The 24502-nt window shown below is 66.5% G+C and carries 26 protein-coding genes and 2 tRNA genes; 18 read left to right on the top strand and 10 right to left on the bottom strand.

The annotated features are described in order from the left end of the window. Positions 1–6: 6 nt before the first annotated feature. Entirely contained in the window at positions 7–1131 is a 1125-nt protein-coding gene (moeB, locus tag AC3A3Q_RS07165; protein ID WP_487585603.1) for a molybdopterin-synthase adenylyltransferase MoeB, read from the top strand. A gap of 13 nt (positions 1132–1144) precedes the next feature. On the opposite strand, the gene AC3A3Q_RS07160 is transcribed toward moeB, so the two are convergent. Then, complete coding sequence (locus tag AC3A3Q_RS07160) at positions 1145–1915, bottom strand: alpha/beta hydrolase (RefSeq protein ID WP_487585602.1); 771 nt, start codon at positions 1913–1915, stop codon at positions 1145–1147. Between the two features lie 2 nt (positions 1916–1917). Then, positions 1918–2229 carry a DUF1244 domain-containing protein gene (locus AC3A3Q_RS07155; RefSeq protein ID WP_487585601.1) on the bottom strand — a complete coding sequence of 104 codons (312 nt, stop codon included), beginning with the start codon at positions 2227–2229 and terminating at the stop codon, positions 1918–1920. 115 nt (positions 2230–2344) lie between these two features. Between AC3A3Q_RS07155 and folD the strand changes: the two genes are divergently transcribed. The 4 genes from folD to tadA all read left to right on the top strand — a co-directional run bounded on the left by folD (position 2345) and on the right by tadA (position 6955). Continuing rightward, on the top strand, positions 2345–3244 hold the full coding sequence (gene folD / locus AC3A3Q_RS07150; protein ID WP_487585600.1) for a bifunctional methylenetetrahydrofolate dehydrogenase/methenyltetrahydrofolate cyclohydrolase FolD: 900 nt from the start codon (positions 2345–2347) through the stop codon (positions 3242–3244). Between the two features lie 102 nt (positions 3245–3346). Then, a complete protein-coding gene (guaB, locus tag AC3A3Q_RS07145) occupies positions 3347–4804 on the top strand; it encodes an IMP dehydrogenase (protein WP_487585599.1) in 1458 nt (485 codons plus the stop codon). Between the two features lie 79 nt (positions 4805–4883). Then, entirely contained in the window at positions 4884–6449 is a 1566-nt protein-coding gene (guaA, locus tag AC3A3Q_RS07140) for a glutamine-hydrolyzing GMP synthase (RefSeq protein ID WP_487585598.1), read from the top strand. Then, positions 6449–6955: a tRNA adenosine(34) deaminase TadA gene (tadA, locus tag AC3A3Q_RS07135; RefSeq protein WP_487585597.1), complete on the top strand. Its 507-nt coding sequence runs from the start codon at positions 6449–6451 to the stop codon at positions 6953–6955. The genes guaA and tadA overlap by 1 nt, the downstream gene beginning before the upstream one ends. A gap of 2 nt (positions 6956–6957) precedes the next feature. On the opposite strand, the gene AC3A3Q_RS07130 is transcribed toward tadA, so the two are convergent. Then, positions 6958–7443 (bottom strand): DUF2721 domain-containing protein, encoded by a 486-nt coding sequence (locus tag AC3A3Q_RS07130; protein ID WP_487585596.1) that lies wholly within the window; start codon positions 7441–7443, stop codon positions 6958–6960. Between the two features lie 81 nt (positions 7444–7524). Between AC3A3Q_RS07130 and orn the strand changes: the two genes are divergently transcribed. Beyond that, positions 7525–8082, top strand: a complete 558-nt coding sequence (gene orn / locus AC3A3Q_RS07125; protein ID WP_487585595.1) for an oligoribonuclease — start codon at positions 7525–7527, stop codon at positions 8080–8082. Between the two features lie 12 nt (positions 8083–8094). Here orn and AC3A3Q_RS07120 read toward each other — a convergent pair whose 3' ends face one another. Together AC3A3Q_RS07120 and ppsA are read right to left on the bottom strand one after the other, a co-directional pair. Further along, positions 8095–8985 (bottom strand): mechanosensitive ion channel family protein, encoded by an 891-nt coding sequence (locus AC3A3Q_RS07120; protein ID WP_487585594.1) that lies wholly within the window; start codon positions 8983–8985, stop codon positions 8095–8097. 104 nt (positions 8986–9089) lie between these two features. Then, positions 9090–11477 (bottom strand): phosphoenolpyruvate synthase, encoded by a 2388-nt coding sequence (gene ppsA / locus AC3A3Q_RS07115; RefSeq protein WP_487585593.1) that lies wholly within the window; start codon positions 11475–11477, stop codon positions 9090–9092. Between the two features lie 158 nt (positions 11478–11635). On the opposite strand from ppsA, the gene ppsR reads away from it, so the two are divergent. From ppsR to AC3A3Q_RS07095, 4 genes are all read left to right on the top strand, one after another. Further along, positions 11636–12457 (top strand): posphoenolpyruvate synthetase regulatory kinase/phosphorylase PpsR, encoded by an 822-nt coding sequence (gene ppsR, locus AC3A3Q_RS07110; RefSeq protein WP_487585592.1) that lies wholly within the window; start codon positions 11636–11638, stop codon positions 12455–12457. Between the two features lie 170 nt (positions 12458–12627). Continuing rightward, complete coding sequence (locus tag AC3A3Q_RS07105; RefSeq protein WP_487585967.1) at positions 12628–13143, top strand: DUF1249 domain-containing protein; 516 nt, start codon at positions 12628–12630, stop codon at positions 13141–13143. A gap of 47 nt (positions 13144–13190) precedes the next feature. Beyond that, positions 13191–13266, top strand: a tRNA-Ala gene (locus AC3A3Q_RS07100). A 54-nt stretch (positions 13267–13320) separates the two neighbouring features. Next, positions 13321–13396, top strand: a tRNA-Glu gene (locus AC3A3Q_RS07095). 91 nt (positions 13397–13487) lie between these two features. Here the strand turns inward: AC3A3Q_RS07095 and AC3A3Q_RS07090 are convergent. After that, the gene (locus tag AC3A3Q_RS07090; RefSeq protein ID WP_487585591.1) at positions 13488–14276 is read right to left on the bottom strand and encodes an alpha/beta fold hydrolase; all 789 of its coding nucleotides are present in this window, start codon (positions 14274–14276) and stop codon (positions 13488–13490) included. 175 nt (positions 14277–14451) lie between these two features. Between AC3A3Q_RS07090 and AC3A3Q_RS07085 the strand changes: the two genes are divergently transcribed. From AC3A3Q_RS07085 to AC3A3Q_RS07075, 3 genes are all read left to right on the top strand, one after another. Continuing rightward, positions 14452–14973 (top strand): redoxin domain-containing protein, encoded by a 522-nt coding sequence (locus tag AC3A3Q_RS07085; RefSeq protein WP_487585590.1) that lies wholly within the window; start codon positions 14452–14454, stop codon positions 14971–14973. 5 nt (positions 14974–14978) lie between these two features. Further along, complete coding sequence (locus AC3A3Q_RS07080; RefSeq protein WP_487585589.1) at positions 14979–15512, top strand: DsbA family protein; 534 nt, start codon at positions 14979–14981, stop codon at positions 15510–15512. Positions 15513–15687: 175 nt separating this feature from the next. Next, positions 15688–16464, top strand: a complete 777-nt coding sequence (locus AC3A3Q_RS07075; protein ID WP_487585588.1) for an alpha/beta fold hydrolase — start codon at positions 15688–15690, stop codon at positions 16462–16464. Between the two features lie 3 nt (positions 16465–16467). Here the strand turns inward: AC3A3Q_RS07075 and cueR are convergent, their stop codons facing one another. Both cueR and AC3A3Q_RS07065 read right to left on the bottom strand, forming a co-directional pair. Then, entirely contained in the window at positions 16468–16947 is a 480-nt protein-coding gene (cueR, locus tag AC3A3Q_RS07070; RefSeq protein WP_487585587.1) for a Cu(I)-responsive transcriptional regulator, read from the bottom strand. A 23-nt stretch (positions 16948–16970) separates the two neighbouring features. Continuing rightward, on the bottom strand, positions 16971–19187 hold the full coding sequence (locus AC3A3Q_RS07065; RefSeq protein WP_487585586.1) for a heavy metal translocating P-type ATPase: 2217 nt from the start codon (positions 19185–19187) through the stop codon (positions 16971–16973). Between the two features lie 126 nt (positions 19188–19313). On the opposite strand from AC3A3Q_RS07065, the gene AC3A3Q_RS07060 reads away from it, so the two are divergent. Genes AC3A3Q_RS07060 through AC3A3Q_RS07040 form a run of 5 tightly spaced genes read left to right on the top strand, consistent with a single transcriptional unit; the run spans position 19314 to position 21701 of the window. Then, positions 19314–19649: an ArsR/SmtB family transcription factor gene (locus tag AC3A3Q_RS07060; protein ID WP_487585585.1), complete on the top strand. Its 336-nt coding sequence runs from the start codon at positions 19314–19316 to the stop codon at positions 19647–19649. Beyond that, a complete protein-coding gene (locus AC3A3Q_RS07055; protein WP_487585584.1) occupies positions 19646–20137 on the top strand; it encodes an ArsI/CadI family heavy metal resistance metalloenzyme in 492 nt (163 codons plus the stop codon). Before AC3A3Q_RS07060 ends, AC3A3Q_RS07055 begins: the two co-directional genes overlap by 4 nt. A 12-nt stretch (positions 20138–20149) precedes the next feature. After that, the gene (gene arsN2 / locus AC3A3Q_RS07050; RefSeq protein ID WP_487585583.1) at positions 20150–20587 is read left to right on the top strand and encodes an arsenic resistance N-acetyltransferase ArsN2; all 438 of its coding nucleotides are present in this window, start codon (positions 20150–20152) and stop codon (positions 20585–20587) included. Between the two features lie 8 nt (positions 20588–20595). Beyond that, positions 20596–20979: an arsenate reductase ArsC gene (locus tag AC3A3Q_RS07045; protein WP_487585582.1), complete on the top strand. Its 384-nt coding sequence runs from the start codon at positions 20596–20598 to the stop codon at positions 20977–20979. Next, positions 20979–21701: an aquaporin gene (locus tag AC3A3Q_RS07040; RefSeq protein ID WP_487585581.1), complete on the top strand. Its 723-nt coding sequence runs from the start codon at positions 20979–20981 to the stop codon at positions 21699–21701. The genes AC3A3Q_RS07045 and AC3A3Q_RS07040 overlap by 1 nt, the downstream gene beginning before the upstream one ends. Before the next feature lie 18 nt (positions 21702–21719). Here AC3A3Q_RS07040 and AC3A3Q_RS07035 read toward each other — a convergent pair whose 3' ends face one another. Together AC3A3Q_RS07035 and AC3A3Q_RS07030 are read right to left on the bottom strand one after the other, a co-directional pair. Then, positions 21720–22361 (bottom strand): copper resistance protein B, encoded by a 642-nt coding sequence (locus tag AC3A3Q_RS07035; protein WP_487585580.1) that lies wholly within the window; start codon positions 22359–22361, stop codon positions 21720–21722. A gap of 281 nt (positions 22362–22642) precedes the next feature. After that, complete coding sequence (locus AC3A3Q_RS07030) at positions 22643–24442, bottom strand: copper resistance system multicopper oxidase (protein WP_487585579.1); 1800 nt, start codon at positions 24440–24442, stop codon at positions 22643–22645. Positions 24443–24502 lie beyond the last annotated feature (60 nt).

Genomic DNA, 24502 nt, shown 5'->3' with positions numbered 1-24502 from the left:
CGCGGCATGAACATCGAAGAGATCTCCCCGGCCGAAGCCTTGCGTCGCCAGCGGACCGGCGTGGTGCTGATCGACGTGCGCGAGTCGCACGAGCGCGCCACCGGCTTCGCCGAAGGGGCACGCGGCATCGCCAAGGCGGAGCTGGAAGCGCAACCCCAGGCCGAGCTTCCCGCGCTCGACGCGGAAGTGATGCTGATCTGCCAGTCCGGCCGGCGCTCGCTGCAGGCCGCGCAGGTGCTGCGCGAGGCGGGCTATGTCCGCGTTGCATCCGTGGAAGGCGGCACTACCCGCTGGATCGCCGAGGGCCTGCCGCTGACGCGTCCGGAAGGCGATTTCGATTTCTACGATCGCTACTCGCGTCACTTGCGGCTGCCGGAAGTGGGCGAGGGTGGCCAGCGCCGACTGCAGGCTGCACGCGTCGCCATGGTCGGTGCCGGCGGGTTGGGTTCGCCTGCGGCCTACTACCTGGCCGCGGCCGGTGTCGGCACGCTGGTGCTGGCCGACGATGACGTCGTCGATCGCAGCAACCTGCAGCGGCAGATCCTGCATACCGAAGACCGCATCGGCGTGGCCAAGGTCGAGTCGGCCCGCATCGCGCTGTCGGCGCTCAATCCCACCGTCGCCATCGAAGCATTCCCGGAACGCATCACGGCCGACAACGTCGAGCGGCTGATCGCCGATGCCGACGTCGTGATCGACGGCGCCGACAATTTCCCGGTGCGGTACCTGCTCAACGACGCCTGCGTGAAGCTGGGCAAGCCGCTGGTGTACGGCGCGGTGCATCGCTTCGAAGGCCAGGTCAGCGTGTTCGATGCCGGGCGCCACCGTGGCCAGGCGCCGTGCTACCGCTGCCTGTTCCCGGAGCCGCCGCCGCCGGAAGCGGCACCGAACTGCTCCGAGGCTGGCGTCCTGGGCGTCCTGCCGGGCGTCATCGGCATGCTGCAGGCGACCGAAGCGGTGAAGCTGATCCTGGGCATCGGCGATTCGCTGGCCGGGCGCCTGCTGAATTTCGATGCGCTGGCGATGAAGTTCCGCGAGACGCGGTTGTCGGCCGATCCCGAATGCCCGGTCTGCGCGGCCGGGCGCGAGTTTCCGGGCTACATCGACTACGTGCAGTTCTGCGCGGGGTAGTACCCGCGCAGCGCTACAGCATGAACTGCGCCAGCGCCTGCTCGAATCCGGGGTCGGTGCCGATCGTGTTGTGATCGGCCTTGGGCAGGTCGACCACCTGCGGCGGCCGGCCCAGTGCCGAGATCAGGCGACCGGTGCTGGCGGCGGGAATCACCTGGTCGCGGCCGGCGCGGATCACCATCACCGGGCCTTCGTAGCCACGCAGGTGGCCGGCCGATTCGAAGCGGTCCTTGACGATCCAGCGCACCGGGAAGATCCGGTAGTGGGACTGGGCGACGGACGCCAGGCTGTCGAAAGGCGCCACCAGCACCAGTCGCGCCACCGGTCGTTTCGAGGCGACATAGCTGGCCACGCCGCTGCCAAGGCTTGAGCCGATCACCGAGATGGCTTCGCCGGGGTGGCGGGATTGCACTTCGTCGTACACGGCCAGGGCATCGGCGAACAACGCCTCTTCGCTGGGAGCGCCGTCGCTGGCGCCGTAACCGCGGTAGGCGATCAGGTAGATGCTGCGCCCGGGCAAAACGCGCCCGAGTTGTTCGCGGCGGTTCTCGACACGTTCGGCATTGCCGCCGAAGTAGATCACCGGTTCGTGCTGCGCCGGGTTGACCACCCAGCCGTGCAGGCGCACGCCTTCGCGCTCGAGCGCGAAGTCGGTTTGCGCGGCATCGACCCGCGTGTCCTGGGGCAGGTAGATCAAATCGCGCTGCTTGGCGAACAGCCACGCACAGATGCCGGCGTAGCCAAGCACTGGAAGGGCAGCCCAGCCGAGCAGTTGCTTGCGCATGTTCAGCCTCCGTGCCTGCGCTGCGCCGCTTCGAAGGCGGCCAGCTGTTCGGGGGTCGCGTCCTTCTGGTGCTCGGCCTTCCATTGCGCGAAGGGCATGCCGTAGATCGCCTCGCGTGCCTCGTCCTTGGTCATGGTGATGCCGCGCTGCTCGGCGGCTTCGCGGTACCAGTCGGACAGGCAGTTGCGGCAGAAGCCGGCGTTGATCATCAGGTCGATGTTCTGCACGTCGGTGCGCTCGACCATCAGGTGCTGGAGCAGGCGCCGGAAGGCGGCGGCCTCGATCTGGGTGGTTTCGAAATCGGTGTCGGTCATGGGGCCTCCGTCGGGGGCGGAGCGGGGTGGCGGGGTGCCGCCGAATGGGCGGCGGTCAAATGAAGGCTGTTGAATAGGCGATAATGCGCGGCCTCGACTGTAACGCAGCGACCGCATGACCGCCTCCACGCCCAGCGCACGCATCCTCGACGGCAAGCGCATTGCCGACGACCTGCTCGACAACCTCAAGGCCCGGGTCGCCGCGCGCGTCGCGGCCGGCAAGTCGCGCCCCGGCCTGGCGGTGGTGCTGGTCGGCAACGATCCGGCGTCCAGCGTCTATGTCCGCAACAAACGTCGCGCCGCGGAAAAAGTGGGCATCCGCGCCATCGACTACGACCTGCCGGCCGACACCGGCAACGACGAGCTGCTGACCCTGATCGACCGCCTCAACGCCGACCCCGAGGTCCACGGCATCCTGGTCCAGCTGCCGCTGCCGGACCGCCGCGATGCCACCGGCCTGATCCACCGCATCGACCCGCGCAAGGACGTCGACGGCTTCCATCCGGAGAACGTCGGCCACCTGGCCCTGCGTCAGTTCGGCCTGCGCCCGTGCACGCCGCGCGGCATCACGACGCTGCTGGCCTACACCGACAAGGCCGTGCGCGGGCAGAGCGCGACGATCGTGGGCGTGTCCAACCATGTCGGCCGGCCGATGGCGCTGGAGCTGCTGATCGCCGGCTGCACGGTCACCAGCTGCCACAAGTTCACCCCGCCGGAGGTCCTCGAAACCTCGATCCGCAACGCCGACATCCTGGTCGTCGCGGTCGGACGCCCGGGCCTGATTCCGGGCGAATGGGTCAAGCCGGGCGCGGTGGTCATCGACGTCGGCATCAACCGCCTCGACGATGGCCGCCTGGTCGGCGACGTCGGCTTCGCCGCCGCGGCTGAACGCGCCAGCTGGATCACCCCGGTCCCCGGCGGCGTCGGCCCGATGACCGTGGCCACGCTGATGCAGAACACGCTGGAGGCCGCAGAGGCGGCCGATTCGGGACGGGGCTGGTCGCCGGTGTCCTGATCACATGTGCCTTGAGCCGTCCACAGCGTTCCAGCGGCGATATGAGCATTAATGTGGCCTTCCGGGTTACAATTGCTTGCTTCATCCTCACGGCCCCTGCCCATGCTGCGCATCCAGGCTGAAGCACTGACCTACGACGACGTCTCGCTCGTCCCGGCCCACTCGGTCGTCCTGCCCAAGGACGTCTCGCTCACGACCCGCCTCACCCGCGACCTCAACATCCGTCTGCCGATCCTGTCGGCGGCGATGGACACGGTCAGCGAGGCGCGCCTGGCAGTTGCAATGGCGCAGCTGGGTGGCATCAGCATCATCCACAAGAACATGAGCGTGCAGGCGCAGGCGGCGCAGATCGCCTCGGTCAAGAAGTTCGAGGCCGGCGTGATCAAGGAGCCGTTTACCGTCGGCCCCGACACCACGATCGCCGAAGTGCTCAAGCTCACCCGCGCCCGCAACATCTCCGGCGTGCCGGTGGTGGAAGGTGGCCATCTGCTTGGCATCGTCACCAGTCGTGACATGCGCTTCGAGAAGAAGCTCGACGATCCGGTCCGCCACATCATGACCAAGAAGGATCGCCTCATCACGGTACGCGAAGGCGCGACCGACGAGGAAGTGCTGAACCTGCTGCACAAGCACCGAATCGAGAAGGTGCTGGTGGTCAACGACGGCTTCGAGCTGCGCGGCCTGATCACCGTCAAGGACATCCAGAAGAAGTCCGACAACCCCAACGCCGCCTACGACAGCAGCGAACGCCTGCTGGTCGGCGCCGCGGTCGGCGTCGGTGGTGATACCGAAGCACGCGTGGAAGCGCTGGCTGCCGCGGGCCTGGACGTGGTCGTGGTCGATACCGCGCACGGCCACTCGCAGGGCGTGCTCGATCGCGTCAAGTGGGTGAAGAAGAACTTCCCGCAGCTGCAGGTCATCGGCGGCAACATCGTCACCGGCGATGCCGCACTGGCGCTGATGGACAACGGCGCGGACGCGGTCAAGGTCGGCGTCGGCCCGGGCTCGATCTGCACCACGCGCATTGTTGCGGGCGTCGGCGTGCCGCAGATCACCGCCGTGGCGATGGTGGCCGAGGCATTGCAGGATCGCATTCCGCTGATCGCCGACGGCGGCATCCGCTACTCGGGCGATATCGGCAAGGCGCTGGTCGCCGGTGCCTCGACCGTGATGGTCGGCGGCCTGTTCGCCGGCACCGAGGAAGCGCCTGGCGAAGTCGAGCTGTTCCAGGGCCGCAGCTACAAGAGCTACCGTGGCATGGGCAGCATCGGCGCGATGGAGCAGGGCTCCAAGGACCGCTACTTCCAGGACGCGTCGGACGCCGACAAGCTCGTGCCCGAAGGCATCGAGGGTCGCGTTCCGTACCGCGGCCCGCTGCGCAATGTCGTCCATCAGCTCGCCGGCGGTCTGCGCGCGACGATGGGTTACGTCGGCTGCGCGACCATCGAGGACATGCGCAAGAAGCCCAGCTTCGTGCGCATCACCAACGCCGGTGCGCGCGAGAGCCACGTGCACGACGTGCAGATCACCAAGGAACCGCCGAACTACCGCGCCGGTTGATGTGTGATTGTCATTCCCGAGTGTCCATGGATTCCCGCCTGCGCGGGAATGACGGACACCAGAACCAACTCGTGATTCCATGACCGACATCCACAGCGACAAGATCCTGATCCTCGACTTCGGCGCGCAGTACACGCAGCTGATTGCCCGCCGCATCCGCGAGATCGGCGTCTACTGCGAGATCTGGGCCTGGGACCATGACCCGGCCGAGATCGCGAAGTACGGCGCCAAGGGCATCATCCTGTCGGGCGGTCCGGAGTCGACGACCGAGCACGGCGCGCCCGCCGCGCCGCAGGAAGTATTCGATTCGGGCCTGCCGATCCTGGGCATCTGCTACGGCATGCAGACGTTGGCCGCGCAGTTGGGCGGTGCCACCGAGGCCGCCGATGCCCGCGAGTTCGGCCACGCCGAAGTCGAGCTGGTCGCCCGTGACGCACTGCTTGGCGGCCTGTCCGACCACGACGGCGAACCGCGCATCGACGTGTGGATGAGCCACGGCGACCACGTCGCCAAGGCGCCGCCGGGCTGGACCGTCACCGCCGTCACCGACCGCATCCCGGTCGCCGCCATGGCGCTGGAATCCAAGCGCTGGTACGGCGTGCAGTTCCACCCGGAAGTGACCCACACCAAGCAGGGCACGACCCTGCTGCGCCGCTTCGTCACCGAGATCTGCGGCTGCAAGACGCTGTGGACCGCCGCGCACATCATCGACGACCAGATCGCCCGCGTGCGCGAGAAGGTCGGTAACGACGAGGTCATCCTCGGCCTGTCCGGCGGCGTCGACTCTTCGGTCGTGGCCGCGCTGCTGCACAAGGCGATCGGCGAGCAGCTGACCTGCGTGTTCGTCGACACCGGCCTGCTGCGCTGGAATGAGGGCGACCAGGTGATGGCGATGTTCGCCGAGCACATGGGCGTGAAGGTCGTGCGCGTCAATGCCGCCGACCGCTACTTCAAGGCGCTCGAAGGCGTCAGCGACCCGGAAGCCAAGCGCAAGATCATCGGCAACCTGTTCGTCGAGATCTTCGATGAAGAATCGTCGAAGCTCGCCAACGCCAAGTGGCTGGCACAGGGCACGATCTACCCGGACGTGATCGAGTCGGCCGGCAGCAAGACCGGCAAGGCGCACGTGATCAAGAGCCACCACAACGTGGGGGGTTTGCCCGAGGACATGAAGCTCGGCCTGGTCGAGCCTCTGCGCGAACTGTTCAAGGACGAAGTGCGTCGCCTTGGCGTCGAGCTCGGCCTGCCGCGCGCGATGGTCTACCGCCATCCGTTCCCGGGCCCGGGACTGGGCGTGCGCATCCTCGGCGAGGTCAAGCGTGAGTACGCCGATCTGCTGGCCAAGGCCGACCACATCTTCATCGAAGAGCTGCGCAAGGCCGATCTCTACGACCGCACCAGCCAGGCATTCGCGGTGTTCCTGCCGGTGAAGTCGGTCGGCGTGGTCGGCGATGCCCGTGCCTACGAGTGGGTGATCGCGCTGCGCGCGGTCGAGACCATCGACTTCATGACGGCGCACTGGGCGCACCTGCCGTATGACTTCCTTGGCAGGGTTTCAAACCGTATTATCAATGAGTTGCGCGGTGTTTCTCGCGTTGTTTATGACATCAGTGGCAAGCCGCCCGCGACCATCGAGTGGGAGTGATGTCCTCGTTCCAGCCGCCTGCGGACGCTGACACGCTCGTCGCGGCAGACGAGCGCTGGATGCGGCACGCGCTGGCACTGGCCGACCGTGCCGAGCACGAGGACGACGAGATTCCGGTCGGAGCCGTGCTGGTGTCGGCCGAGGGCGAAATCCTCGGCGAAGGCTGGAACCGCAACATCACCGAGCAGGACCCGACCGCGCACGCCGAGATCGTGGCGATGCGCCAGGCCGGCCGCAGGCTCGGCAATCACCGTCTGCTCGGAGCGACGCTGTACGTGACGCTGGAGCCATGCGCGATGTGTGCGATGGCGATGGTGCACGCGCGGGTCGCGCGTGTGGTTTATGGCGCGACCGACCCGAAGACCGGAGCGGCGGGCAGCGTGTTCGACCTGCTCGCCGATCCGCGCCACAACCATCGCGTGCAAGTGCAGGGCGGCGTGCTGGGTGAAGAGGCCGGTGCGCGTTTGACGGCCTATTTCCGCCGCAAGCGCGGCAAGCCCGCCTGACCTCAGTCGTTGCGCAGGTCGATCCTGTCCTTGGCCAGCTGCTCGTTGAGTTCCAGGTCGAGCATGTGCAGGCCGAGCTTGGCCTCGCGGCCCAGGCACAGCGAAGCGGCGAACATCAGCAGCACGCCGATCATGGCCAGGACCGTCGGCAGCATGTCGAGCCGGTAGCCCAGGAACGCATCCACGGCGATGCCCAGGCTGGTGCCGACGAAGGCGCTGATGGCGGCGTAGAGCATGCGTACCGATGCCAGCACCAGGTAGGAGCGACGGCGATGGGTGGCGATGCGCGCCTCCAGTGCAACCCGGGCCGGACCCTGATCCGTGGCGCGCAACACCTCGATCTCGCTGCGCATGCGATCGACCACGCGTGCCAGGCGGTTGTTGGACGAGATCAGCAGCGAGCTGGCGGCGGTCAGGAAGAACGCGGGCGTGATCATCGCCGAAACGACGGCGTAGTGTGACGGATCGATCGCGACGGGTGAGGGCATGCGGATTCCGTGACTGCGTTGCGAGAGGCGCGGGTGCGGGCTGGCTGTATGATGCTACCGACATCCCTTCAGTGCGAGCCCATGGCAGCGACCAACGACGAGCATCTGATCTGGATCGATCTGGAAATGACCGGCCTGGATACCGACAACGATTCGATCCTCGAGATCGCCACGCTGGTGACCGACAAACAGCTCAACATCCTGGCCGAAGGGCCGGAGCTGGCGATCGTGCATCCGGTGTCGCGCCTGGAAGCGATGGACGAATGGAACCGCAACCAGCACGGCAAGTCCGGCTTGTGGAAGCGCGTGGTCGAAAGCAATGTCACCCTGGCCGAGGCCGAAGCGAGCACGCTGGCTTTCCTCGCGCACTGGGTGCCGGCCGGCCGTTCGCCCATGTGTGGCAACTCGATCTGCCAGGACCGCCGATTCCTGCATCGCCTGATGCCGCGACTGGAGCGCTACTTCCACTACCGTAATCTCGACGTCAGCACGGTCAAGGAACTGGCCCGGCGCTGGGCGCCCGAGGTGCTGGCCGGCGTCGCCAAGGACGCGCGGCATACCGCGCTCAGCGACGTGCATGACTCCATCGCCGAGCTGCGCCACTACCGGGCGTCGATGGGGAAGCTGGGCGGGCTGTAGGCCCGCCGGCGACTACTCCGGCTTCGCCGGCGTCGGGGTCACCACCACCTTCACACCCTGGTCCTGTGCCACATGGTGGTACATGCGCACGTCGCGCTGCGGGTAGGGGATGCTGATGCCGTCGCGGTCGAAGGCGGCCTTGATGCGCTCGTTGAGATCGCACTTGGTGCTGAAATGATCGGCATTGCTGACATGGCAGCGGATGCCCAGCTTCACCGCGCTGTCGGCCAGCTCGTAGACCACCACATCCGGCGCGGGTTCTGCGTGGATGCGCTTGTCGGCATGCATGATTGAAAGCACCGCCGCGCGTGCCGCCTCGATGCTGTCGTTGTAGCCGATGCCGACGATCAGCTCGATGCGGCGGACCGTGTCGGGCGTGAGGTTGATGATCGGTGCGGTCGTGATCAGGCTGTTGGGCAGCACGATGGTCTGGTTGTCGGCGCCACGCAGCTTGGTCTGGAAGATGCTGACCGATTCGACCTTGCCGCTCTTGCCGCCGATGTCGACGATGTCGCCGACGCGGAACGGCTTGAGCGTCACCAGCATCACGCCAGAGGCGACGTTGGACAGCGAGTCCTTCATGGCCAGGCCGATGGCCAGGCCGGCCGCGCCGAGCACGGCGAACAGCGATGCCGGCGAGACCTTCAGGCAGATCTGCAGGATCGCCAGCACGAACACCATCAGGATCAGCACGTAGGTGACGCGGCTCAGGAACTGCTGTGCCGTCGGTTCGACGTGGGCGCGCGTCAGTGCGCGCGAGACGGCGCGTGCGAGCCACTTGGCGACCTGGATGCCGATGTAGAGCGCCAGCAGCGCAGCGCCCAGGCGCACGCCCCATTCAACGGCGACGTCGGTCCAGTCGTCGGCGCGTTGCAGTTGGTTGGCCAGTTGTTCGAGCGTCAAGGTTCAGCCTCCTTCAAAATGCGACGCCCCGCATCAGCGGGGCGTCAGGTACAGCGCAAGTCTGACTGCACCGGCGTTAGCGGTTCGTCATTGGTTGCTGAAGATCATGCCGCTTTCGACTTGGCCTTGGCCTTCGCCAGGCGCAGCCAGGTGTCGACGACGGTGTCGGGGTTGAGCGAGACAGACTCGATGCCCTGGTCCATCAGCCACTCGGCCAGGTCCGGGTGATCGCTCGGGCCCTGGCCGCAGATGCCGACGTACTTGCCCTTGGCGCGCGCGGTCGAGATGGCCATGGCCAGCAGCTTCTTCACCGCCGGATCGCGCTCGTCAAAAAGTTTGGCGACGATGCCCGAGTCGCGGTCCAGGCCCAGGGTGAGCTGGGTCAGGTCGTTGGAGCCGATCGAGAAGCCGTCGAAGATCTCGAGGAACTCATCGGCGAGCAGGGCGTTCGACGGAACCTCGCACATCATGATGATCTTCAGGCCGTCCTTGCCCTGCTCGAGGCCGTTGGCCTTGAGCACTTCGACGACCTTGCGGCCCTCATCGAGCGTGCGCACGAACGGGATCATGACCCAGCAGTTGGTCAGGCCCATTTCCTCGCGCACCTTCAGCACTGCCTGGCATTCCAGCGCGAAGGCGTCGGTGAAGCTCGGGTCGACGTAACGGCTGGCGCCGCGGAAGCCGATCATCGGGTTCTCTTCGTGCGGCTCGTAGCGGCTGCCGCCGATGAGGTTGGCGTATTCGTTGGACTTGAAGTCCGACAGGCGCACGATCACCGGATTGGGCGCGAACGCGGCCGTGATCGTGGCGATGCCTTCGGCCAGGCGGTCGACGTAGAACGCGACCGGGTCGCCGCCGTACCCGGCGATCTTGGCGTCGATCTGCTTCTTCGTCGCGGCGTCCTGCTGGCTGTACTCGAGCAGGGCCTTGGGATGGATGCCGATGTGGCTGGCGATGATCATCTCCAGGCGCGCCAGGCCGACACCGGCATTGGGCAGCATGGCGAAGTCGAACGCGCGCTCGGGGTTGGCGACGTTCATCATCACCTTGAGCGGTGCCTCGGGCATCTTGTCCAGGTCGGCGGTGTGGCGCTCGAAGGGCAGGGCGCCGTCGTAGATGAAGCCGGTGTCGCCTTCGGCGCAGCTGATCGTGACTTCCTGGCCGTCCTTGATCGTGTCAAGCGCGTTGCCGGTACCGACCACGGCGGGCACGCCCAGCTCGCGGGCGATGATCGCGGCGTGGCAGGTGCGGCCGCCACGGTTGGTGACGATCGCCGCCGAACGCTTCATCACCGGCTCCCAGTCGGGGTCGGTCATGTCGGCCACCAGCACGTCGCCGGGCTGCACGCGGGCCATGTCGGCCAGCGAGCGGACCACGCGGGCCACGCCGGTGCCGACCTTCTGGCCGATCGCGCGACCTTCGCAGACCACTTCGCCGCGCCTGGTGAGCTGGTAGCGCTCGATCTGTGTGGCCTTGCCGCGCGACTTCACGGTCTCCGGACGGGCCTGGACGATGAACAGCTTGCCGCTGACGCCGTCCTTCGCCCACTCGATGTCCATCGGGCGGCCGTAGTGCTTCTCGATGACGAGCGACTGCTTGGCCAGTTCCTGCACGTCCTCGTCGCTGATCGAGAAACTGTTGCGCAGGTCGGCCGGGGTCTCCTCGATGCGCACGCGCTCACCGGGGGTGTCGGAATAGACCATGCGCTGCTGCTTGGCGCCGATGCCGCGGCGCAGGATCGCCTTCTTGCCCTGCAGCAGCGTCGGCTTGTAGACGTAGAACTCGTCCGGGTTGACCGCGCCCTGCACGACCATCTCGCCCAGGCCGTAGCTGGAGGTGATGAACACCACGTCGCGGAAACCCGACTCGGTGTCGAGCGTGAACAGCACGCCGGAGGAACCGACGTTGGAGCGAACCATCAGCTGCACGCCGGCCGAGAGGAACACGTCCTCGTGCTTGAAGCCGTGGTGCACGCGGTAGGCGATGGCGCGGTCGTTGTAGAGGCTGGCGAAGACTTCCTTGACCTTGTGCACGACGTCGTCGGCACCGGTGACGTTGAGGAAGGTTTCCTGCTGGCCGGCGAACGAGGCATCGGGCAGGTCTTCGGCGGTCGCCGAGGAGCGCACCGCCACGGCGACTTCACCGCCACCGTTCTCGTCGCACAGCTGCTTGTAGGCGGTGCGGATGTCGGCCTCGAGCTGCGGCTGCAGCGGCGCATCGATCACCCACTTGCGGATCTCGCCACCGGCCGCGGTCAACGCCGGCACGTCCTCGACGTCGAGCGTGGCGAGCTTGTCGAAGATGCGCTGGTGGAGGTTGTTGTGCGCGATGAAGTCCTTGAAGGCTTCCGCCGTGGTCGCGTAGCCGCCCGGAACTGAAACGCCCAGGCCCGCAAGGTTGCCGATCATCTCGCCGAGCGAGGAATTCTTGCCGCCGACACGTGCCAGATCGGTAAGGCGCAGCGCGTGCAGCCAGAGGATGTTCTCGTTCAAGCGGGCGGTCTCCAGAGGGGCGGGCGCATGCCTGCGCAGGGGGCGGGGCGCATGCCTGCGCAGTGATCCGGATATGATCGCCTCTGCGTCGGATCCATACAAGCTTGATTCGACGGGGTTTTTCATATTGTGAACGGCCAATTCAGACGGAGTGGACCATGGCAGGCGTGCGACCGGTGTTCTACGTGTCAGACGGAACGGGCATCACCGCCGAAACCATCGGCCACAGCCTGCTCACCCAGTTCACCGAGACCCGGTTCGTGACCGACCGCATCCCCTTCGTCGACAGCATCGACCGGGCCCGGGAAGTGGCGGAGAAGATCCGCGCCGCGGCCGAGGCCCACGGCGTACGCCCGGTCGTGATCAATTCGTGCATGGATGCCGATGTCAGCCTGGCCCTGGCCGAGAGCGGTGCGCTGATGCTGGACGTATTCGCGCCCTTCATCGAACCGCTGGAGCGAGAGCTCGAGCAGACCCGGCAGCGCTACGTCGGCCGCGCCCACGGCATGTTCGATTTCGACACCTATCACCGCCGCATCAACGCGATGAACTTCGCCCTGACCCATGACGACGGCCAAGCGGTCGATTACGCAGATGCCGACCTGATCCTGGTGGCGGTGTCGCGGGCGGGAAAGACGCCGACCTGCGTGTACCTGGCGCTGCACTACGGCATCCGCGCCGCCAACTACCCGCTGACCGAGGAAGACCTCGAGCACGACCGCCTGCCGCCGCGCCTGCGGCCATACCGCAACAAGCTGTTCGGGCTGACGATCGACCCGATGCGCCTGCAGCAGATCCGCCAGGAGCGCCGTCCGAACTCGCGATATTCGCAGCTGGAAACCTGCAAACGCGAGGTTTCCGCAGCGGAAATGATGTTCCGCGCAGAGAGGATTCCGACGCTGAGCACGACCCATACCTCGATCGAGGAGATCTCGAGCAAGGTGCTGACGACGCTGGGAATCCACCGCGAGATGTTCTGAAGCGCCGTTGCGGCGCTTGGAGCCCGGTGGGGCAGGCCTGAAAGGCGGCCCGGGAATACCCTCGAAATCCGCCTCGAAAAAGCGACGCGAGGAATGCTTACCGTAGGCCTACCAGGGCAGTGCGTCAACGCTGCCGCGCGGGCGCCGTCGCGTGTAGGATCGGGCGCATGATGACGTCCCTGGCCACACGCAGCGCACGCATTCCCCGCCTCAGCCGCTTCGGCTGGCTGATGGGCCTGTACGCGGAAAACCACGAGAGGTTCACGCGGATGTTCCCGCCAGCGGGATTGCTGGTCGGCACCTACCGTTCCAGTGCCGGCGATCACCTGGACCTGCAGCTGGACGTGATCGAGCAGCACCGCTACACCACCGAGCTGCGCATGACCTACGCCATGCGCGATCCGGTCACCGGGGAGCCTGATCCCTCGGCGTTTCTGCGCCTTTACCACGATGCCCGCCAGCTCGAGGTCACCCATTGCTACGTCGGGCGACGCTGGCAGGACGCGATCGGGATGTACCCGCCGCCGGCCGAAGTGCTCGACCACCGCACGCAGATGAACACGTTTCTCGGAAAGTGGATCGAGTATCTAGCGGAGCGGGGACATGGTGTGGCAACATTGCGCCCCGTTGACGCCGGCACAGCCGCTGGCGGACACGACGAAAAAAATCTGGCAGCGAACGCTTGACGACATCGCTGAACGCCCGCTAGAATTTTCGTCTTTCCAGCACACGTGGGGCCATAGCTCAGCTGGGAGAGCGCCTGCATGGCATGCAGGAGGTCGGCGGTTCGATCCCGCCTGGCTCCACCATCTCTTCGACCTCTTCGACGGGATGTGTGCCAAAGAGTTTTACAACCAAGTTTTGTCCCCATCGTCTAGAGGCCTAGGACATTACCCTTTCACGGTAGCGACCGGGGTTCGAATCCCCGTGGGGACGCCAGTTGGACAAGCAATCAGGGCTGCCGAGAGGCGGCCCTGATTGTTTTTGCCGTTCGTGTCGTGCGCGGATGCCCGACTGCGATCGCGCGCGACTACTTCGCTTTGCCTGCCGCTCGCAGGATCAGCTCCGCGACTTCGCGCGGATGCGATACCAGCGACAGGTGGCCGGCATCGAGTTCGATGGTCGTTGCGTTCATCCGCTTGGCGAGGAATCGCTCCAGGTCGGGATTGATCGTCTGGTCGAGCCGCGACACGGCGTAGAAGGATGGTTTGCTTTTCCAGGCTGCCTGGGTGGTGCGTCCGGCGAACAACGACGATGCCGTCGAACCCTGCACCGCGTACAGCGTCTTCGCCTTCGTCGGCTCGACGCCATTGGCGAAGAACTTCAGGAAGGCATCCTCCGCGAGCAGCGTGTAGCCATCGTTGGTCTGGATGCCCGCGCGCACGGCGCCGGTGGGAAACTTTGCCGACAGCGCGACGAAGTCCTCGGCGGCATCCGGTGCGCGCGCGGCGACGTACACCAGTGCGCTGACCTTCGGGTCGGTGCCGACTTCGCTGATCACCGTGCCGCCCCACGAATGGGCGGCCAGCACCGTGGGGCCGTCCTGCAAGGCCAGCGCCCGGCGAGTGGCTGCGACCGAATCCTCGAGCGAACTGAGCGGGTTCTGCACGGCGGTGACTTTCAGGCCCGCGGCCTGCAGTCGCGGGATCACTTCGGCCCAACTGGAACCGTCGGCCCATGCGCCGTGCACGAGCACGACGTTGGTTGCCTTGGCAGGTGCGCTTGTCTGCGCCTTCGCAGCGGGCAAGACAAGGAGGCAGGACGCCGCGGCGAGCGCCGCGAGCACCCAGCCGTGGGCACGGATCGGCAGGTTGTTCATGTCCACTCCACGAGTTTGTGAACCAGGCGCTGGCACGCCGCCTGCCACATTGGCCGACGTGCCGTAAACGCAGGGTCGTCACCGTCAGCGGGTGCCGGCATGCGCAAGCCTTTAACACCGGCCGGGGCATATTCGGCAGCAATGCCGCGGGTACGCGGATACGCAGGAAGTTGCCATGCCATCTGCCGACACCCGTCCGAGCCCGATGCCCGAGACCATCCTGCCTGCGGGCACGATGGCGCCGGATTTCACTCTCAGCGCGACGCCGGACCAGACGCTGTCGCTGAGCGAGTTGCGTGGGCGCCCCGTGATCCTGGCCTTCTACCCGGCCGACTGGAGCCCGGTCTGCGGCGACCAGATGGCGCTCTACAACGAGGTGCTTCCGGCGTTCAAGGACGCGGGTGCGACGTTGCTGGGGATCTCCGTCGACAGCGTCTGGTGCCATCAGGCCTTCGCCCAGGACCGCCACCTTCGCTTCAACCTGCTGGCGGACTTCGAGCCGAAGGGGGAAGTGGCGCGAAGCTACGGCGCCTACGATGCCCAGCACGGCATGAGCCGGCGAGCGTTGTTCGTCATCGACAAGGAAGGCGCGATCGCCTGGAGTTACTTGTCGCCCACGGCGGTCAATCCCGGTGCCGACGGCATCCTCGATGCGCTGGACAAGCTCCAGGCGCCATCATCTGGAAAGGCAGGGTAACTGCCATGGCGAACCTCAAGATTCCGGTAGGTCCGGACGACCACGTCCAGGGCAATGAAGATGCGGCAGTGACTCTGGTCGAGTACGGGGACTATCAGTGCCCCTATTGCGGCGATGCCTATCCCCAGTTGAAAGAACTCCAGGCGGAATTTCCGAAGGACCTGCGCTTCGTGTTCCGCAACTTCCCGATCACCCAGCTGCATCCCAACGCTGCCAGCGCGGCGGCTACGGCGGAGTTTGCCGGCAGCAGGGGGCACTTCTGGGAAGCGCACGATGCGCTCTACGAGAACCAGGAGAGCCTCGGTGCGCCGTTGTATGTGGAACTTGTGAGCCGGCTTGGACTGGATCCGGTCGAGCTTCGCGACGCCATCCAGGCCGACGCCTTCGACGAAAAGATGCGCAACGATTTCAATGGCGGCGTGCGCAGTGGTGTGAACGGAACGCCATCGTTCTTCCTCAATTCGGTGCGCTTCGACGGTCCCGTCGAGGCACTGCGCGATGCCATTGCCGAACTGATCACTGCCGCGAAGCAGCGTTGATCGGCAGTGGCAGGTCGTGCGTAGCAGGAACCATTGCGTTGCCATCGGCGCAGGTTCCAGGCAGCGCGGCGGCGTGTTTGAATCCATCGCGGTTGATCGATTCCAGGCCTCACTCATCGGTGCGGTCATGGCGCTGCTTTTCCCCCACCTGCAGTTCAGCCCTGGGAGTTCCGGAATGAAGACCCTACTGGTCGCGCTGGCCTTGGCCACCGGCAGCCTCGTCGCCGCCAACGCAGCAGCCCAGGCGACGAAGCCCACCGTCGTCCTGGTGCACGGCGCCTTCGCCGATGCATCAAGCTGGAATCGCGTCATCGAGATACTGAAGAAGGATGGCTATCCGGTCGTCGCGGTTGCCAATCCGCTGCGCGGTGTCGCCAGCGACGGCCAGTACGTGTCTGACGTCGTGGCAAGCGTGACCACGCCGGTGATCCTGGTCGGGCATTCCTACGGGGGCAGCGTCATCTCCGCGGCCGCGCGTGGGCACGGCAACGTCCAGGCGCTGGTGTACGTCGCCGCGTTCGCGCCCGAAGCCGGGGAGACGGCGGCGGGGCTGTCGGGCAAGTTCCCCGGAAGCACCCTCGGTCCGACGCTGGCTCCGCCGGTGAAGTTGACTGGTGGTGGCGCCGATCTCTACATCCAGCAGGACAAGTTCCATGCGCAGTTTGCGGCCGACGTGCCGGCGGCGGACGCCGCGCTGATGGCGGCGACGCAACGCCCGATCACCGAGGCCGCGCTCAACGAGAAGGCTGGCCCGCCGGCCTGGAACAGCATCCCTTCGTGGTTCATCTATGGCGACAAGGACAAGAACATCCCGCCGCAATCGCTGGGATTCATGGCCAAGCGCGCCGGATCGAAGCAGACCGAAGTCGTTGCCGGTGCGTCGCACGTGGTGATGGTGTCCCACGCCGCGGCCGTCGCGAAGATGATCGAACGCGCCGCGGCGGCACGCTGACGGTCAATCCGGTTGCCCAATCCCCGGCGGCGCACCTGCGTGCGCCAGGTCGTCGAGGATTGGGCAATCGGGCCGGTCGTCGCCATGGCAACGGCGCGCGAGGTCCTGCAGCGTGCGCTGCATGGCCTGCATCTCGTTGATCCTCGCCGTCAGCTCGTCGACATGTGCCTGGGCCAGCTTCTTCACTTCGGCGCTGGCGCGGCTGCGGTCGTCCCATAGGCCAAGCAGGACCTCGATCTGCTTCATCGAGAAGCCCAGCCGGCGCGAGCGGTGGATGAAACCCAGGCGATGCACGTCGGCGTCGCTGTAGATGCGGTAGCCGGCGAACGTGCGACCGGCCCGGGGGATCAGGCCGATGCTCTCGTAGTGCCGGATCATCTTGGCGCTGACGCCGCTCAGTTGCGCCGTTTCGCCGATGTTGTGCAGGCCTTGCTGGCGGGCATCGGCGAGTTCGGGGCGTGGGAGGCGCGGGAGCTTGGGCATGACGGATCCTCGGAACGTGCAGTTCACTGCTGCGGACGCCAGCGTCGCAGCAGGAGGGTATTGAACACCACGCTGAGCGACGACAGCGCCATCGCTGCGCCGGCCGCGATCGGATCGAGCAGGCCCAGTGCGGCCAACGGGATGCCGACCACGTTGTAGACGAAGGCCCAGAACAGATTCTGGTGGATCTTGCGGGTCGTGCGGCGGGAGATGCCGATGGCGTCGGCGACCAGGCCGGGCTCGGAGCGCATCAGGGTAATGGCCGCGGCATGCATGGCCACGTCGGTGCCGCTGCCCATGGCGATGCCGACATCGGCCGCTGCCAGCGCCGGTGCATCGTTGATTCCGTCGCCGACCATCGCCACCACGCCGTGCTCGCGCAGCGATGCGATAGCGGCGGCCTTGTCGGCCGGGGCGACGTTGGCGCGCACTTCGTCGATGCCGATCTGCGTGGCTATCGCATTCGCCGCGCCCTCGTTGTCGCCCGAGATCATCACGGTGCGCACGCCGATGCGATGCAGCCGCTCGACCGCTTCGCGCGCGCCTGGCCGGGCCTGGTCGCGGAACGCCAGCAGGCCGCGCAGGCGTGAGCTGGCAGCATCGCCAAGCCAGGACACGGTGTGGCCGGACATGGCCAGTGCCCGGGCCTGGTCGCGCAAGGGTGCGATGTCGATGCCGGCGTCCTCCATCATGGCGCTGCTGCCGATCAGCAACGGGCGGCCGTCGACGGTCCCGCGAAGACCACGGCCCGGCACCGCATGCACGCCAATGGCGACCGGCCTGCGTGGCAGGCCGCGCGCCGCCTCGATCACGGCCTTGGCCAGCGGGTGCTCGCTGCCTTCCTGCAGCGCCGCGGCGAGGGCAAGCAATGCAGGCACGTCGCCGTCGACTGCCACGGTATCGGTGAGGGCGGGCCTGCCTTGCGTCAGCGTGCCGGTCTTGTCGAACGCCACCGTGGTGATGCGATGCGCGCTTTCCAGTGCCTGTGCGTCCTTGATGAGAATGCCCGCGCGGGCCGCGACGCCGGTGCCGGCCATGATCGCCGTTGGCGTTGCCAGGCCCAGCGCGCACGGGCAGGCGATGACGAGGACGGCAACGGCATTGAGGATGGCCTGGTTCCAGTCACCCGAGAACGATCCCCAGCCGAACAGCGTGGCCAGTGCAATGGCCATGACGACCGGCACGAACACCGTGCTGACACGATCGACCGTTCGCTGGATCGGGGCCTTGCCGGCCTGCGCGTCTTCGACCAGGCGGATGATTCGCGCAAGTACGCTTTCGGCGCCGACCGCGGTGGCCTCCACGACCACCGCGCCTTCGCCGTTGACCGCGCCGCCGGTGACGCGGTCACCCTCGGCCTTGGCGACGGGCAGTGATTCGCCGGTGACCATGGATTCGTCGGCATGCGTGCGGCCTTCGGCGATCACGCCATCGACAGGGAAGCGTTCACCCGGGCGAACGATCACCAGGTCTGCGATCCGCACGTCGTCGATGCGGACATCGGTATCGCCGCTGGCGCGGCGCACGCGCGCGGTGGTCGGGCGCAAAGCCTGCAGTGCGCGGATTGCTTCGGTGGTCTGGCGCTTGGCGCGCGATTCCAGCCACTTGCCCAGCAGCACCAGGGTGATCACCACGGCCGAGGCTTCGAAGTAGAGCGGTGCAGGGCCGTGGTGGGCGCTCTGGCTGAGCAGATGAAAGACACTCAGTCCGTAGCCGGCGCTGGTGCCGAGTGCCACCAGCAGGTCCATGTTGCCTGTGCCTGCCCTGAGCGCGTGCCATCCGGCCTTGTAGAAGCGCGCACCGAGCCAGAACTGCACCGGCGTTGCCAGGGCGAATTGCACCCAGCCCGGCAGCATCCAGTGCTGGCCAGCGATCATCCCGATCATCGGCAGGACCAGTGGCAACGACAACGCTATCGCAAGCAGCAGGTGGCTTGTTTCGGGGAGCACTGGCTCGCGCTTGGCGCCCCTGTTCGCGACCATGTCAGTGGTTGGCGACGTGTCGAGTTGCTTCGCGTTGTAGCCCGCCGCGCTCACGGCCGATTCGAGCTGGTGAGGCGTGACGCCGTCGATCGCGTGCACCTGGGCGCGTTCCGTTGCCAGGTTGACGCTGGCATCGAGCACGCCGGGTACCGCGCGCAGCGCCTTCTCGATACGGCCCGCGCATGAGGCGCAGGTCATGCCGGCGACGCTGAAACGCCAGTCGCGTGTTTCGGCGACGGCAGGGAGGGCATGGCTCATACAGGACTCCTTCCAGATCAATCAGATGGAGCAAGCTTGAGGGTTCCCATGATGGGAAGGTCAAACGGCCGCTCTGGCTAACGCTTGACACGGGCCAGATAATTCGTAAATTCGCGAACTATGGAAATGACATCCGCTCTAGCCGCCCTCAACGCCCTCGGCCACGAGTCGCGCCTCGCCGCTTTCCGTCAGCTGGTACAGGCCGGTCCCGATGGCATGTCCGTCGGCGAACTGCGCGAGCGCCTCGGCCTGGCGCCGGCAACGCTCACGGCCCATCTGAACGTGCTGCGTGCCGCCGCCCTGGTGCACGACCAGCGCGAGGGAAGGGTGATCCGGATTCGCGCCAACTACCTGCAGATGAACGACCTGCTGGCCTACCTCACCGAAAACTGCTGTGCCGGCGTCGCCCAGTGCGAACCCGCCGTCGCATGCGCCCCCCGCAAGACAGGAGCTTCGCAATGAACCGCTTCCACGTGCATCTGAACGTCGCCGACCTGGCCACGAGCATCCGCTTCTACACCGAGCTTTTCGCAGCGCCGCCATCCGTGGTCAAGGGCGACTACGCCAAATGGATGCTGGACGATCCACGCGTCAACTTCGCCATCTCCAACACCGGCCGAGCCCCCGGCGTCGACCATCTCGGCATCCAGGTGGAGCGCGCAGATGAACTGTCCGAACTCGGCCGGCGCCTGGACGCCGCCGGCGGCGAAGTCGTCCCCGAGCCGGGCGCCATCTGCTGCTATGCCAACTCCGACAAGATGTGGACGCACGACCCGCAGGGCACGCGCTGGGAAACCTTCCACACACTCGGCGAAGCCACCAGCTACTACGCCGCGGAAGCATCCTGCAGTTCCGAGGACGCCAGCTGCAGTCCACGCACGGCCCAGGCAGCGCCCGCAGCGCGTGCGAGCACGGCCGCGTGCTGCGCGCCCAAGTCCAGTTGCTGCTGAGCGGGCCGGGATATGGACCTGCGCATGGGCGGGAAATCGGATGCAGCGCGCATCCGCACTTTGCTGGTCGACAGCGGGCTACCGGTTGAAGACCTGGATGCCGCACAGGTCGACTTCCTGATTGCCGGGGAGGGCGGCGACACGTTCGGTGTGATCGGCCTGCAGTCGTTCGGACGGGTCGGGTTGCTGCGCTCGCTCGCGGTTGACGAGGGCGGGCGTGGCAAAGGCACCGGCGGGATGCTGGTCGAAGCTCTGGAGTCACACGCGCGTGCCACCGGCATGCGCCAACTGGTGCTGCTCACCCAGACCGCCGAACCGTTCTTCGCAGCCCGTGGATACGCGCCCATTGCACGCGACGCCGCGCCGCAGGCAGTGCAGGGCAGTGCCGAATTCCGCTCGATCTGCCCGGCGTCGGCGACGTGCATGAGCAAGGATCTCCAGCCTCGATGAGTGCGACCATGAAACGCGTGTTGTTCGTGTGCGTGGAAAATTCCAACCGCAGCCAGATGGCCGAGGCCTTCGCCCACATCCATGGCGGTGACAGCGTCGAAGCATTGAGCGCGGGCTCGCGGCCATCGGGGCAGATCAACCCGAAGGCGATCCGCTTCATGTCCGAGCTTGGCTACGACCTGGGCGGGCACGCCTCCAAGTCGCTGGACGAGGTTGAAGGCGAGTTCGATGCCGTCATCACCATGGGTTGCGGTGACGACTGCCCCTGGGTGCCTGCCAAACGCCGCGAGGACTGGGCCCTGCCTGATCCCAAGCACATGGACGATGACGGCTACCGCGCCGTGCGCGACGAGATCTCGTCGCGGGTGAAGAACCTTCTGGCGCAGTTGTGATGCAACCAACGCTGCTGCAGAGGCTGACCTCCGAATTCATCGGCACCGCGTTGCTGCTGGCGACGGTGGTGGGCTCGGGGATCATGGGCGTTGCCCTGTCGGCGGGCAACGATGGCATCGCTCTGCTGGCCAATGCCGCCGCTACGGGCGCAGCGCTGTACGTCCTGATCGTGTTGCTCGGCCCGATCTCCGGCGCGCACTTCAATCCGGTGGTCACGCTGGCGATGCGCGCCCGCGGCGAGCTACGCGGTGATGTCGCAGTGGCCTACATCTCGGTGCAACTGGTCGCGGCGATCGTCGGCGTGGTGCTGGCGCATGCGATGTTCGGGCTGGAATTGATCCAGCCCGGTGATCATGTGCGCAGCGGTGCCTCGCAGTGGCTCAGTGAGGCGGTTGCCACCTTCGGCCTGCTGCTGACGATCCTGCTCGGCGTTCGGCATCGGCCCGGTGCGGTGCCGTCGCTGGTCGCCTGTTACATCTTCGCGGCCTACTGGTTCACCGCGAGCACGTCGTTCGCAAATCCCGCCGTCACCCTGGCGCGGTCGCTGACCCGCACATTCGCAGGCATCCGACCGGACGACATCCTCGGCTTCATCGCAGCGCAGATGGTCGGAGCGCTGGTGGCACTGGCGGTCGCGCAGGTCCTGGTGCCGTTGGACAAGCAGGCGCGTCATGCAGTGCCGCCGTCACTGGTGAAGTGGTGGTCGGCCCGTCGTCGCTGACGGACCGACCACGCCCACTCAGAACCAGAACCTCAGGCCCGCGACAAATCGTGTGTCGCGGCTGTCCTCTTCCTCGTCGCGCCGATAGTCCGCGGTGTCGCCGAAGGCGCGTTCATGGCTCACGCCGATGTAGGGCGCGAACTGTCGCGTGACCTCGTAGCGCAGACGCAGCCCGGCCTCGACCGTGCTCAGTCCCGAGCCGATGCCACGTCGAGGGTCGTCCTTGCCGTACAGCTCGACTTCCAGCAACGGTTGCAGGATCAGGCGATTGGTCAGCAGCACGTCGTACTCGGCTTCGAAGGTGGCGGCACTGCGTCCGCCTTCGCCCAGGTACGCGGTGGCCTCGATCTCGAACTTGTACGGCGACATTCCCTGCACGCCAAGGGCGGCCCAGGTCTGCGAATCGCCCGGCTTGAAGTCGTGCTTCACGCCCGCGACGAGATCCCACCACGGCGACACGCTGTGCCCGTACAGCAGCTCGACGTCGGCCGACTCGGTGTGGCCGCGTGCGCGCTCGCCTTCGCTGCGGAACCAGAGTCGGTCGATATCGCCACCGGCCCAGCCCTGCAGCTCCCAGGCTTCACCACTGCCGTGGTCGAGGTCGACCGCTTCGAGGCGGTCGATCAACACGTAATGGTTGATCCCGGCGCCGTGCTCCATCGAGTGGGCCAGATTGGGGAACGCAGCGTTGCGATCGGCGTCGGTTACTGTCGGGACGGGTTCGACAGGAACGGCGCCCTGATCGGATGAATCGTGACCCATCGCTGCGTGATCGTGCACAGGCTCCTGTGTCGATTCGGATGCGTCGTGACCCGCGTGCTGATCTTCAACTTTTGGCTCCGGCTGCGCATGATGCGCGTGGTCCTGTGCCAAGGCCGGCGTTGCCAAGGCAAGCGCGAGAGCGGCAGCGAGCATGGAGCAGGGCAAGGAATTCAACATGCTCATTCCTCCACCCGCACTTCGCGCATCATTCCCGCTTCCATGTGGTAGAGCAGGTGGCAGTGGTACGCCCAGCGGCCGAGCGCGTCGGCGCGAACGCGGTAGCTGCGCTTCGTGCCCGGAGGCATGTCGATGGTGTGCTTGCGCAGGTGGAAGTTGCCGTGCTCGTCCTCCAGGTCGCTCCACAGACCGTGCAGGTGGATCGGGTGGGTCATCATGGTGTCGTTGACCAGCACGATCCGCATGCGCTCGCCGTAGTTGAGCCTGAGCGGCTCGGCATCCATGAACTTCTGCCCATTGAACGACCAGGCGAATTTTTCCATGTGACCGGTCAGGTGCAGCTCGAGCGTGCGACTGGGGTCGCGGCCGTCGGGATCGTCGAACAGGCTCTTCATCGCGGCGTAGGTGAGCACGGTGCGACCGTTGTCGCGAAGGCCGATGCCGGGATCGTCGAGCTTGGGCAGCGGCGACATGGTCTGCATGTCGACCAGCGGGTTGCCGGTTTCGCTGGCCGGGTGCGACTGCATGCCGCCGGCGGAGTGGTCCATGCCGGGCATGTCGTGGCCCATGTTTGCGCCGCAGCCACCTTCCATCCCTTTCATGCCCGCGCCCATGTTGGCGCCACACCCGCCTTCCATGCCCATGCCATGACCGCCATGGCCCATGTCGGACATGGTCAGGATCGGGCGCGGGTCCAGCGCCGGCAGCGGTGCTTCCAGTCCCTGGCGCACCGCCAGCGTGCCGCGTGCATAGCCGGTGCGACCCATGTCCTGGGCGAAGATCGCGTACGCATCCTGGCCGCCCGGTTCGACGATGACGTCGAACGTTTCGGCCACCGCGATGCGGAACTCGTCGACGGTCACCGGATGGATGTACTGGCCGTCGGCGGCCACCACCGTCATCTTCAGTCCCGGGATGCGCACATCGAAGTAGCTCATCGCCGAGCCGTTGATGAAGCGCAGCAGCACCTTCTCGCCGCTGCGGAACAGCCCGGTCCAGTTGCCGCCCGGTGCCTGGCCGTTGAGCAGGTAGGTGTAGGTGTTGGCGTTGACGTCCGACAGGTCGGTCGGCGTCATCCGCATCCGGCCCCATTCACCGCGGTCGCGCAGCGTGGCCGACAGGCCGTCGCGATCGGCATCGCGGAAGAAATCGCCGACCGTGCGCTTGTAGTGGTTGTCGTACTCCGACATCTTCTTCAGGCGCCGGAACAGCGCGGCAGGGTCCTTGTCGGTCCAGTCGGACAGCAGGATGACGTGCTCGCGGTCGTGCCGGTAGGGCGCCGGTTCGCGCGGGTCGATGACGATCGCGCCGTACAGCCCGGCCTGTTCCTGGAACAGCGAGTGGCTGTGATACCAGTAGGTGCCCGACTGCCGGATGTCGAACCTGTAGACGAACGTTTCGCCGGGATGGATCCCGTCGAAGCTCAGGCCTGGCACGCCGTCCATGTTGGCCGGCAGCAGGATGCCGTGCCAATGCACGGAGCTGGCGACGTCGAGGCGGTTGGCCACGCGCAGCGTCACCGTGTCGCCTTCGCGCCAGCGCAGGATCGGCGCGGGCAAAGAGCCGTTGACGGTGACGGCGGGCCGGACATGGCCGGTGAAGTTGACCGGCGCGGCGCCGATGGAGAGGTCGAACTGCGTGCCGGTCAGCACCTGCGGCGCAGTGGCGACGCCCGGGTTGGCCATCGCGGGCAGGCGCCACAGGCCCAGGCCGGCGGCAACGCCGCCGACCGACAGGCCGGTGACGAAGCGGCGGCGGGACTGGCTCGCCGCCGAATCCGGGGCAGAGGGATCAAAGGGCATCAGGGAAAACTCCGTGTAGAGCAATCGAGTGCGAAAGCGAAGCGTCGAACGCGGCGCGAT

This window comes from Lysobacter sp. Soil_C_59 (assembly GCF_057656415.1).
The sequence above is the reverse complement of the archived record's forward strand: the minus strand, read 5'-3'. Positions and strand labels throughout refer to the sequence as shown.

Bases quoted from the DNA above. Each gene is read 5' to 3' on its own strand.
- AC3A3Q_RS07065 (WP_487585586.1), bottom strand. From the start codon at position 19,187: ATGAGCCATGCCCTCCCTGCCGTCGCCGAAACACGCGACTGGCGTTTC.
- AC3A3Q_RS07130 (WP_487585596.1), bottom strand. From the start codon at position 7,443: ATGCCCTCACCCGTCGCGATCGATCCGTCACACTACGCCGTCGTTTCG.
- guaA (WP_487585598.1), top strand. From the start codon at position 4,884: ATGACCGACATCCACAGCGACAAGATCCTGATCCTCGACTTCGGCGCG.
- ppsR (WP_487585592.1), top strand. From the start codon at position 11,636: ATGGCAGGCGTGCGACCGGTGTTCTACGTGTCAGACGGAACGGGCATC.
- AC3A3Q_RS07075 (WP_487585588.1), top strand. From the start codon at position 15,688: ATGAAGACCCTACTGGTCGCGCTGGCCTTGGCCACCGGCAGCCTCGTC.
- AC3A3Q_RS07080 (WP_487585589.1), top strand. From the start codon at position 14,979: ATGGCGAACCTCAAGATTCCGGTAGGTCCGGACGACCACGTCCAGGGC.
- AC3A3Q_RS07040 (WP_487585581.1), top strand. From the start codon at position 20,979: ATGCAACCAACGCTGCTGCAGAGGCTGACCTCCGAATTCATCGGCACC.
- AC3A3Q_RS07085 (WP_487585590.1), top strand. From the start codon at position 14,452: ATGCCATCTGCCGACACCCGTCCGAGCCCGATGCCCGAGACCATCCTG.
- moeB (WP_487585603.1), top strand. From the start codon at position 7: ATGAACATCGAAGAGATCTCCCCGGCCGAAGCCTTGCGTCGCCAGCGG.
- AC3A3Q_RS07055 (WP_487585584.1), top strand. From the start codon at position 19,646: ATGAACCGCTTCCACGTGCATCTGAACGTCGCCGACCTGGCCACGAGC.
- guaB (WP_487585599.1), top strand. From the start codon at position 3,347: ATGCTGCGCATCCAGGCTGAAGCACTGACCTACGACGACGTCTCGCTC.
- AC3A3Q_RS07035 (WP_487585580.1), bottom strand. From the start codon at position 22,361: ATGGAGCACGGCGCCGGGATCAACCATTACGTGTTGATCGACCGCCTC.
- arsN2 (WP_487585583.1), top strand. From the start codon at position 20,150: ATGGACCTGCGCATGGGCGGGAAATCGGATGCAGCGCGCATCCGCACT.
- AC3A3Q_RS07090 (WP_487585591.1), bottom strand. From the start codon at position 14,276: ATGAACAACCTGCCGATCCGTGCCCACGGCTGGGTGCTCGCGGCGCTC.
- AC3A3Q_RS07105 (WP_487585967.1), top strand. From the start codon at position 12,628: ATGACGTCCCTGGCCACACGCAGCGCACGCATTCCCCGCCTCAGCCGC.
- AC3A3Q_RS07045 (WP_487585582.1), top strand. From the start codon at position 20,596: ATGAAACGCGTGTTGTTCGTGTGCGTGGAAAATTCCAACCGCAGCCAG.
- AC3A3Q_RS07155 (WP_487585601.1), bottom strand. From the start codon at position 2,229: ATGACCGACACCGATTTCGAAACCACCCAGATCGAGGCCGCCGCCTTC.
- tadA (WP_487585597.1), top strand. From the start codon at position 6,449: ATGTCCTCGTTCCAGCCGCCTGCGGACGCTGACACGCTCGTCGCGGCA.
- folD (WP_487585600.1), top strand. From the start codon at position 2,345: ATGACCGCCTCCACGCCCAGCGCACGCATCCTCGACGGCAAGCGCATT.
- AC3A3Q_RS07060 (WP_487585585.1), top strand. From the start codon at position 19,314: ATGACATCCGCTCTAGCCGCCCTCAACGCCCTCGGCCACGAGTCGCGC.
- orn (WP_487585595.1), top strand. From the start codon at position 7,525: ATGGCAGCGACCAACGACGAGCATCTGATCTGGATCGATCTGGAAATG.
- AC3A3Q_RS07160 (WP_487585602.1), bottom strand. From the start codon at position 1,915: ATGCGCAAGCAACTGCTCGGCTGGGCTGCCCTTCCAGTGCTTGGCTAC.
- AC3A3Q_RS07030 (WP_487585579.1), bottom strand. From the start codon at position 24,442: ATGCCCTTTGATCCCTCTGCCCCGGATTCGGCGGCGAGCCAGTCCCGC.
- cueR (WP_487585587.1), bottom strand. From the start codon at position 16,947: ATGCCCAAGCTCCCGCGCCTCCCACGCCCCGAACTCGCCGATGCCCGC.